4 protein-coding genes, 2 tRNA genes and 2 rRNA genes (1 of these 8 running past the window's edge) are annotated in these 7,603 nt (G+C 42.7%); 6 read left to right on the top strand and 2 right to left on the bottom strand.

The features are described 5' to 3' along the window. The 3 genes from BA1379B_RS04930 to BA1379B_RS04920 all read left to right on the top strand — a co-directional run. A 23S ribosomal RNA gene (locus tag BA1379B_RS04930) occupies nt 1-2,791 on the top strand; it begins 20 nt to the left of the window's first position. An 87-nt stretch (nt 2,792-2,878) separates the two neighbouring features. Continuing rightward, nucleotides 2,879-2,993: ribosomal RNA gene (gene rrf, locus BA1379B_RS04925) — 5S ribosomal RNA — on the top strand. Nucleotides 2,994-3,081: 88 nt separating this feature from the next. After that, nucleotides 3,082-3,158, top strand: a tRNA-Met gene (locus BA1379B_RS04920). A 550-nt stretch (nt 3,159-3,708) separates the two neighbouring features. Here BA1379B_RS04920 and BA1379B_RS04915 read toward each other — a convergent pair. Next, nucleotides 3,709-4,806, bottom strand: coding sequence for a TIGR04086 family membrane protein (locus BA1379B_RS04915; RefSeq protein ID WP_078692454.1), 1,098 nt, complete (start codon nt 4,804-4,806; stop codon nt 3,709-3,711). A gap of 800 nt (nt 4,807-5,606) precedes the next feature. Between BA1379B_RS04915 and BA1379B_RS04910 the strand changes: the two genes are divergently transcribed. Continuing rightward, complete coding sequence (locus BA1379B_RS04910) at nt 5,607-6,374, top strand: N-acetylmuramoyl-L-alanine amidase (protein ID WP_035006829.1); 768 nt, start codon at nt 5,607-5,609, stop codon at nt 6,372-6,374. A gap of 76 nt (nt 6,375-6,450) precedes the next feature. Here BA1379B_RS04910 and BA1379B_RS04905 read toward each other — a convergent pair. After that, a tRNA-Ser gene (locus BA1379B_RS04905) sits at nt 6,451-6,540 on the bottom strand. A gap of 289 nt (nt 6,541-6,829) precedes the next feature. Between BA1379B_RS04905 and rplU the strand changes: the two genes are divergently transcribed. Next, complete coding sequence (rplU, locus tag BA1379B_RS04900; protein WP_078692453.1) at nt 6,830-7,309, top strand: 50S ribosomal protein L21; 480 nt, start codon at nt 6,830-6,832, stop codon at nt 7,307-7,309. 12 nt (nt 7,310-7,321) lie between these two features. Continuing rightward, nucleotides 7,322-7,591 (top strand): 50S ribosomal protein L27, encoded by a 270-nt coding sequence (rpmA, locus tag BA1379B_RS04895; protein WP_035006833.1) that lies wholly within the window; start codon nt 7,322-7,324, stop codon nt 7,589-7,591. Nucleotides 7,592-7,603: the final 12 nt, after the last annotated feature.

Below are 7,603 nucleotides of genomic sequence, written 5' to 3'. Positions count from 1 at the left end.
TTTGGTGGATGCCTTGGCATGCACAGGCGAAGAAGGACGTGATACGCTGCGATAAGCTACGGGGAGGTGCGAATACCCTTTGATCCGTAGATTTCCGAATGGGGCAACCCACCTTAGATTGCTAGAAAATTAAGCTGCTTTCATAAAAGCGGTTTAATTTTCTAGTAATCACAAATAAGGTATCTACACCTGAATAAAATAGGGTGTAAGAAGCGAACGCAGGGAACTGAAACATCTAAGTACCTGTAGGAAAGGACATCAAAAGAGACTCCGTTAGTAGTGGCGAGCGAACGCGGACCAGGCCAGTGGCTTAAGTTAAGAAAAGTAGAATTGATTGGAAAATCAAACCAAAGAGGGTGATAGTCCCGTATACGTAAATCTGATTTAAGTCCTTGAGTAAGGCGGGACACGTGAAATCCTGTCTGAATATGGGTCGACCACGATCCAAGCCTAAGTACTCGTGCATGACCGATAGCGAACCAGTACCGTGAGGGAAAGGTGAAAAGTACCCCGACAAGGGGAGTGAAAAAGAACCTGAAACCGAATGCCTACAAACAGTCGGAGCCCAAGATACGTTCTGGGTGACGGCGTACCTTTTGTATAATGGGTCAGCGACTTAGTCTAACGAGCAAGCTTAAACCGATAGGTGTAGGCGTAGCGAAAGCGAGTCTGAACAGGGCGTTCAGTTCGTTGGATTAGACCCGAAACCGAGTGATCTAGCTATGAGCAGGCTGAAGGTAAGGTAACACTTACTGAAGGGCCGAACCCGTATCTGTTGCAATAGATTGGGATGACTTGTGGCTAGGGGTGAAAGGCCAATCAAACTCGGAAATAGCTGGTTCTCCGCGAAATCTATTTAGGTAGAGCGTTAGTTTTATTCTCCAGGGGGTAGAGCACTGGATGGGCTAGGGGTCCTCACCGGATTACCAAACCTAACCAAACTCCGAATACCTGGAAGAAATAACTGGCAGACACACGGCGGGTGCTAACGTCCGTCGTGGAAAGGGCAACAACCCTAACCACCATCTAAGGTCCCCAAGTTATGGCTAAGTGGGAAAGGATGTGAGGATCCCAAAACAACCAGGATGTTGGCTTAGAAGCAGCCATCATTTAAAGAAAGCGTAACAGCTCACTGGTCTAAATAAGGGTCTTTGCGCCGAAAATGTAACGGGGCTCAAGCCATACACCGAAGCTGTGGATTTACTCTTATGAGTAAGTGGTAGCGGAGCGTTCCGTAAGCCTGTGAAGGGAGACTCGTGAGAGCTCCTGGAGGTATCGGAAGTGAGAATGCTGACATGAGTAACGATAAAGGGAGTGAGAGACTCCCTCGCCGAAAGTCCAAGGGTTCCTGCTTAAAGTTAATCTGAGCAGGGTGAGTCGGCCCCTAAGGCGAGGCCGAAAGGCGTAGTCGATGGGAACCACGTTAATATTCGTGGACCTGTGGGAAGTGACGGATTGCGTAAATTGTAAGGTCTTATTGGATTGATCTTGCAGTGAAGGAATTCCAGGAAATAGCTCCCACGTATAGACCGTACCCGAAACCGACACAGGTGGACAGGTAGAGAATACTAAGGCGCTTGAGAGAACTACGTTGAAGGAACTCGGCAAATTGCACGCGTAACTTCGGAAGAAGCGTGACCCTTTAGCGGGCAACCGTTAAAGGGTGGCACAGACCAGGGGGTAGCGACTGTTTACCAAAAACACAGGGCTCTGCAAAGTCGCAAGACGATGTATAGGGTCTGACGCCTGCCCGGTGCTGGAAGGTTAAGAGGAGATGTGCAAGCATTGAATTGAAGCCCCAGTAAACGGCGGCCGTAACTATAACGGTCCTAAGGTAGCGAAATTCCTTGTCGGGTAAGTTCCGACCTGCACGAATGGCGTAACGACTTCCCCGCTGTCTCCAACGTAGACTCAGTGAAATTGAATTCCCCGTGAAGATGCGGGGTTCCTGCGGTTAGACGGAAAGACCCCGTGCACCTTTACTATAGCTTTACACTGGCATTTGTGGCGATATGTGTAGGATAGGTGGTAGACTTTGAAGCAGGGGCGCAAGCCTTTGTGGAGTCGTCCTTGAAATACCACCCTTATCGACATGGATGTCTAACTGCGGTCCGTTATCCGGATCCAGGACAGTGTATGGTGGGTAGTTTGACTGGGGCGGTCGCCTCCTAAAGAGTAACGGAGGCGCGCGATGGTAGGCTCAGAACGGTCGGAAATCGTTTGTTGAGTGCAATGGCATAAGCCTGCCTGACTGTGAGACTGACAAGTCGAGCAGAGTCGAAAGACGGTCATAGTGATCCGGTGGTCCCGTGTGGAAGGGCCATCGCTCAACGGATAAAAGGTACGCCGGGGATAACAGGCTGATGACCCCCAAGAGTCCATATCGACGGGGTTGTTTGGCACCTCGATGTCGACTCATCGCATCCTGGGGCTGGAGCAGGTCCCAAGGGTATGGCTGTTCGCCATTTAAAGCGGTACGTGAGTTGGGTTCAGAACGTCGTGAGACAGTTCGGTCCCTATCTGCCGTGGGTGTAGGAATATTGACAGGATCTGTCCCTAGTACGAGAGGACCGGGATGGACGTATCTCTGGTGGACCTGTTGTGGCGCCAGCCGCATAGCAGGGTAGCTATATACGGACGGGATAACCGCTGAAGGCATCTAAGCGGGAAACCCACCTGAAAACGAGTATTCCCTGAGAACCGTGGTAGACCACCACGTTGATAGGTCAGGTGTGGAAGTATGGTAACATATGAAGCTTACTGATACTAATCGTTCGATAGGCTTGATCGTTCTCATTCCCTCTATTCATTTAAAAAAACAAAACAAATTAAAATAGCAATAAGACAACTTCTCTTTCCTTTCTATGCTTTTCGCTGACTTGGTGGTTATGGCGGAGCGCCTGCACCCGATCCCATCCCGAACTCGGCCGTGAAACGTTCCAGCGCTGATGGTACTTTGTCTTAAGGCACGGGAGAGTAAGTCGCTGCCAGGTCTGCTAAGCGCATAGAAAGAATTCTTCAACACTCTTCAAAAAAATATCTAAAAATCGTCGTATCCTTTCTGCGACAATTCTTCCGTGACGCGGGGTGGAGCAGCCCGGTAGCTCGTCAGGCTCATAACCTGAAGGCCGCAGGTTCAAATCCTGCCCCCGCAACCAGTCTCGGATCAATAAGTTTGTATCAATAAAATAATCCTTAAAATAAACGCGACAAGAGATCGGTAGGCGATCCAACACAAAAAAAGACTCCTTCCTCTTTGGAGCGGTGTTGTTGGGGGAATAATAAAAAACCACTGGAAAAAGATCCTTCTCAGGTGAGACATCCGTTTTGAAGGCATGATGCATCATGAGGGAAAATATCCAGGTCACTTCAAATCAATGTACTAGACGTCAAGAGAGAAGCGGGAAGAGGATCCGTTTCAGATGAGACGTCCGTTTTGAAGGCATGGATGCGTCATGAGGGAAAATACCCAGGTCGCTTCAAATCAATGTACCGAGACGCCAAGAGAGAAGCGGGAAGAGGATCCGTCTCAGATGAGACGTCCGTTTTGATGGCATGGTGCATCATGAGGGAAAATACCCAGGTCGCTTCAAAGAAAAAGGGTCTTTAATAAAAAAGCTGCACACGTGGTGCAGCTTTTGTAAAGCTGGTTTTACTTTGTAGAGTTCTTAAAGGTTGATCAGCCTCTTTTGTCTCAAAATCGAAATTTTACAATGTGTAAGAATGAGACCGTCTCTTATGACCATAATATCCAGAAATGCTGGCAATTACAGCACCAAGAAGGCTCGCAAAAAAACTCCACAATCCAATCTTAGAAGCTGTGCTTATGGCTTTATCCGCAATTGCAAAACTGTTTTGGGCTCCTTTATGAGTAGGAGCATTCTGCGAGAGAGCTTCTACCTGTTTGTTCAGTGATTGAATAGCTTCTTTAGTTTTTTTGTTCGCTGTTTGATAAATATCAATCGCACGTTCTGCAGTATTTTCTGCTTCAGCTTGTGATAGTCCATTGTTTGTCAGCTGATGGATGACATCGCGACGATCAATCTGGGTGTTCAGCTTTTTAACACGATCCGAAAGGCGTTCGCCGAGTTGTTTAACCAAAAGACGATAGTTAGAAGGATCATTCTTAAAAGATGTGATGGTAGAACGAAGGTCTTTGACTGATTCTCTATAAGCGTTATAGAGATTGTCCGGATTGAGGGCTGGAATATCACTTTTATTTAAAAGTGCCTGTAAGTCATTGCTGAGTTTGTTAAAATCAAACAGAGCATTCCTTTTATCGTTGAAAAAATCCTCAAAATTTTTACGGTCTGTGAGAGGAACAAGTTTGCCACCTTCTGAACTAAAATCACTGATCGCTTGTTTCGTTGTTGTTGCAACTCCTGAAACAGTCTTAGCGCCTAAATGAGCCGCGCCAGAAAGTAAAATTGCACTTTGGAGCGCCACCAAAAGCATAAAAAGGGCCCAGGTCAAAAAACCGTGAAGCGCCCCTGAGTGATCCGAAAAACGACCAGCAACATAACCTCCAAGACCAAAGCTTAGACAAAAAATAAAAATTGAACTCACCCCAACAGAGAGAAAACTCTTCTCTAGTGAAAAGGGAGAAAAAAAGGTCATTTGGTTTAAGCCTAAGGCTGCTAATAAAAATGAAAAACAAACCGATGTTGCTAAAAGCGTTAGTAATCCAGCAAAAATCGAGGACCAAGATAAAACAGACGGTCTATAGTGACAATTCTCCGTCTCTAAAGAAAATTCGCCTGTAAAATGTCGCTCTAAGGGATGCTTCGTTGGGATCCGCGTTTCCATATCTCTCTCTCCTTCAATAATTCTTAAACTTAAAATGAGAAAAACCAATGCAAGTTCCAAAAAAAATGAAAAAAGGAAAAAACAAACTGAAATCAAAATGCTAAAAAGCTTAAGAAGGAGACAAAATAATACGCAGCAAGTATAGCCTATCTCACTCCGCACTGTGAAAAAAGAAAATCACACAAACAATATTGCTCAGACTTCTTCAAAAGGAGAAACCATACAAAAAAACATAAAAATGAAAAAAAACAAAAACTGTCAACTCGCTGAGCATTTTAAAGTAAGCAACAGATAACAGAAAAATAATCCAAATATACAATAATTAAATATCAAATAAGAAATATACGTTCATTTGGTAAAATGACTACTTTCATCCAAACGTTCCAAAAAAATGTTTTTTACTAAAATAGTCAAAAAATAGTCATGAAGTTTTTTTAAAAGAAATTTCAAATGGATGCATGTTATTTTATTTTGGCTATGCTCAAACGATCGCTGAGAATTCCGTGTAGAGATTTAGCTGTAAGCTGTGTTATTTAGATAAATAATAGAAAAATAGATGGTGCAGTTTTGTGCCAAGCGGGAATGTAGGGGGGAGTTTTGAGAGCTTTTCCGTGATTGTATAGAGAAATCTACTTTTAGTAGTGGGTGTAATTTAGGTTATTTAATTGCTTTCAAAACTAAGCATATTAAGTGTGAAGCTGTAATCAATTTTCAAGAGTAGCACAAATCCTAGCATTGTACTCAGTCTATTGTGATTGCGCAATGTATGAGTCGATTAAACAAAAAGGAGGAGTTTTATTATGTATCAGATTGATTACAATAGTTATCGTTCTGTAAAAAGCTTTAATCGTCGTGTTCGTTTTCTCGTTATGCATTACACTGCAATTGATTTTAAACAGTCGGTTGCAATTCTTACAGGTACTAAGGTTAGCGCACATTATCTTGTTCCTGATCCTTTGGAGAAAACGTATATTGAAGCGGGATTTAAAGATATGCGTATTTTTAATTTGGTTGATGAAAATGAATGTGCGTGGCATGCTGGTGTTAGCTCATGGGCTGGGAGAAGCAATCTGAATGATACATCTATTGGAATTGAAATAGTCAGTGTGGTGACTGATGATATGAATGGAATGCCTATATTTCCTCCCTATAATCCTATGCAAATTGATGCGGTTAAAGAACTTGCATTAAATATTCTACAACGTTATCCCGATATTACGCCAATCAATGTTGTTGGTCATAGTGATATTGCTCCTGTTAGAAAAAGCGATCCAGGTGCAGCTTTTCCATGGAAAGAGCTTTATACAGTAGGTGTAGGAGCGTGGTATGATGATGAATTGAAGAATTGCTATCAAGCGCAATTCTGTAAGAGTCTTCCTGCTAAAGCGGATATTATTGCTAAATTTAAGCAATATGGGTATGATACTTCAATTGCAAAAACAGAAGATGGATATAAGGCATTAATCCGAGCATTTCAGCTTCATTTCCGGCAAAGCAATTATGATGGGATTTTGGATGCCGAAACAGCAGCGGTTCTTTATGCATTGGTAGACAAATATTTTTCTTAAAATAATTTAGTTCATTTTCATTCAAATATTTGCGATTACGATAACAGTGAGTTGAGGGGGTTAATTTATTGATATTTGGCGGAGAGAGAGGGATTTGAACCCCCGATAGAGTTACCCCTATGCCGCATTTCGAGTGCGGTGCTTTCAACCACTCAGCCATCTCTCCATATCTTAGGATACAATAAATTCTATCTATCTTGTTTAATTTAATGACGGTGTGATAATCTCCAATTTCTTCGAATACAAGTTCTTTTTTTGCTTTTTAATGGGCTTTTCTTGACATAGAATAGAAATTCTATCATATATATTTACGTTTGAGCGTGAAGTAATTTGCGCATATTTGTGTTTTGTAGGTGTTTTCTATACCTTTTGAAACCATTAAGACTGATAAAAAGCAGCCTATTTTCTCTGTTGATAAAGTAAAATAAGAGCTGGATCGAACGAAAGGATAAAAAATGTTCGCAGTCATTAAAACTGGTGGTAAGCAATATCGTGTTGCTGAAAACCAGGTCATAAGAGTTGAGAAAGTTATTGGTGATGTGGGGAGTGTTATTGAATTAAACAATATATTGATGCTCCATGAAGGCGATAACATGACTGTTGGTACGCCTGTTGTTGCGGGCGCTTTGGTGACGGCTGAAATTGTAGAGCAGGGCCGTGCGCGTAAAGTTATTGCATTCAAAAAACGTCGTCGTCAAAATTCAAAGCGTACTCGTGGTCATCGCCAGGAATTGACAACGTTGCGTATTTTAGAAGTTTTAAGTGATGCTTCCAAAGTGCAAAAAATAGCTGAAAAGCCCGTTAACAAGAAAGTAAAAGAATCAAAAGAAACGAAAGCTTCTGCTTCTCTTAGCAAAACTGCTAAAAAAACGACTGAAAAAAAGGCTACGACAAAAAAGGTAGCTTCCAAGGCATCAAAAGGTGAAAAGAATTAAAGGAAGACAGTTATGGCACATAAAAAAGCAGGAGGTTCTTCGCGCAATGGACGCGATTCGGAATCAAAACGTCTTGGCGTTAAAAAATTTGGTGGGGAAGCCGTTATTGCTGGAAACATTATTGTTCGTCAGCGTGGTACACGTTGGCATCCTGGTGATAATGTTGGTATTGGAAAAGATCACACTCTTTTTGCTCTTTCAAATGGAATAGTTTCTTTTCGCAAAAAAGCAAGTAACCGTTCTTATGTTTCAGTTATTCCTATGGCAGAAACTGCAAAATAAGCAAGATATAAA

Source organism: Bartonella sp. A1379B (assembly GCF_002022485.1).
Classification (GTDB): Bacteria; Pseudomonadota; Alphaproteobacteria; order Rhizobiales; family Rhizobiaceae; genus Bartonella; species Bartonella rochalimae.
Note: the sequence above shows the minus strand (reverse complement) of the source record. Positions and strands in the feature narration are given on the sequence as shown.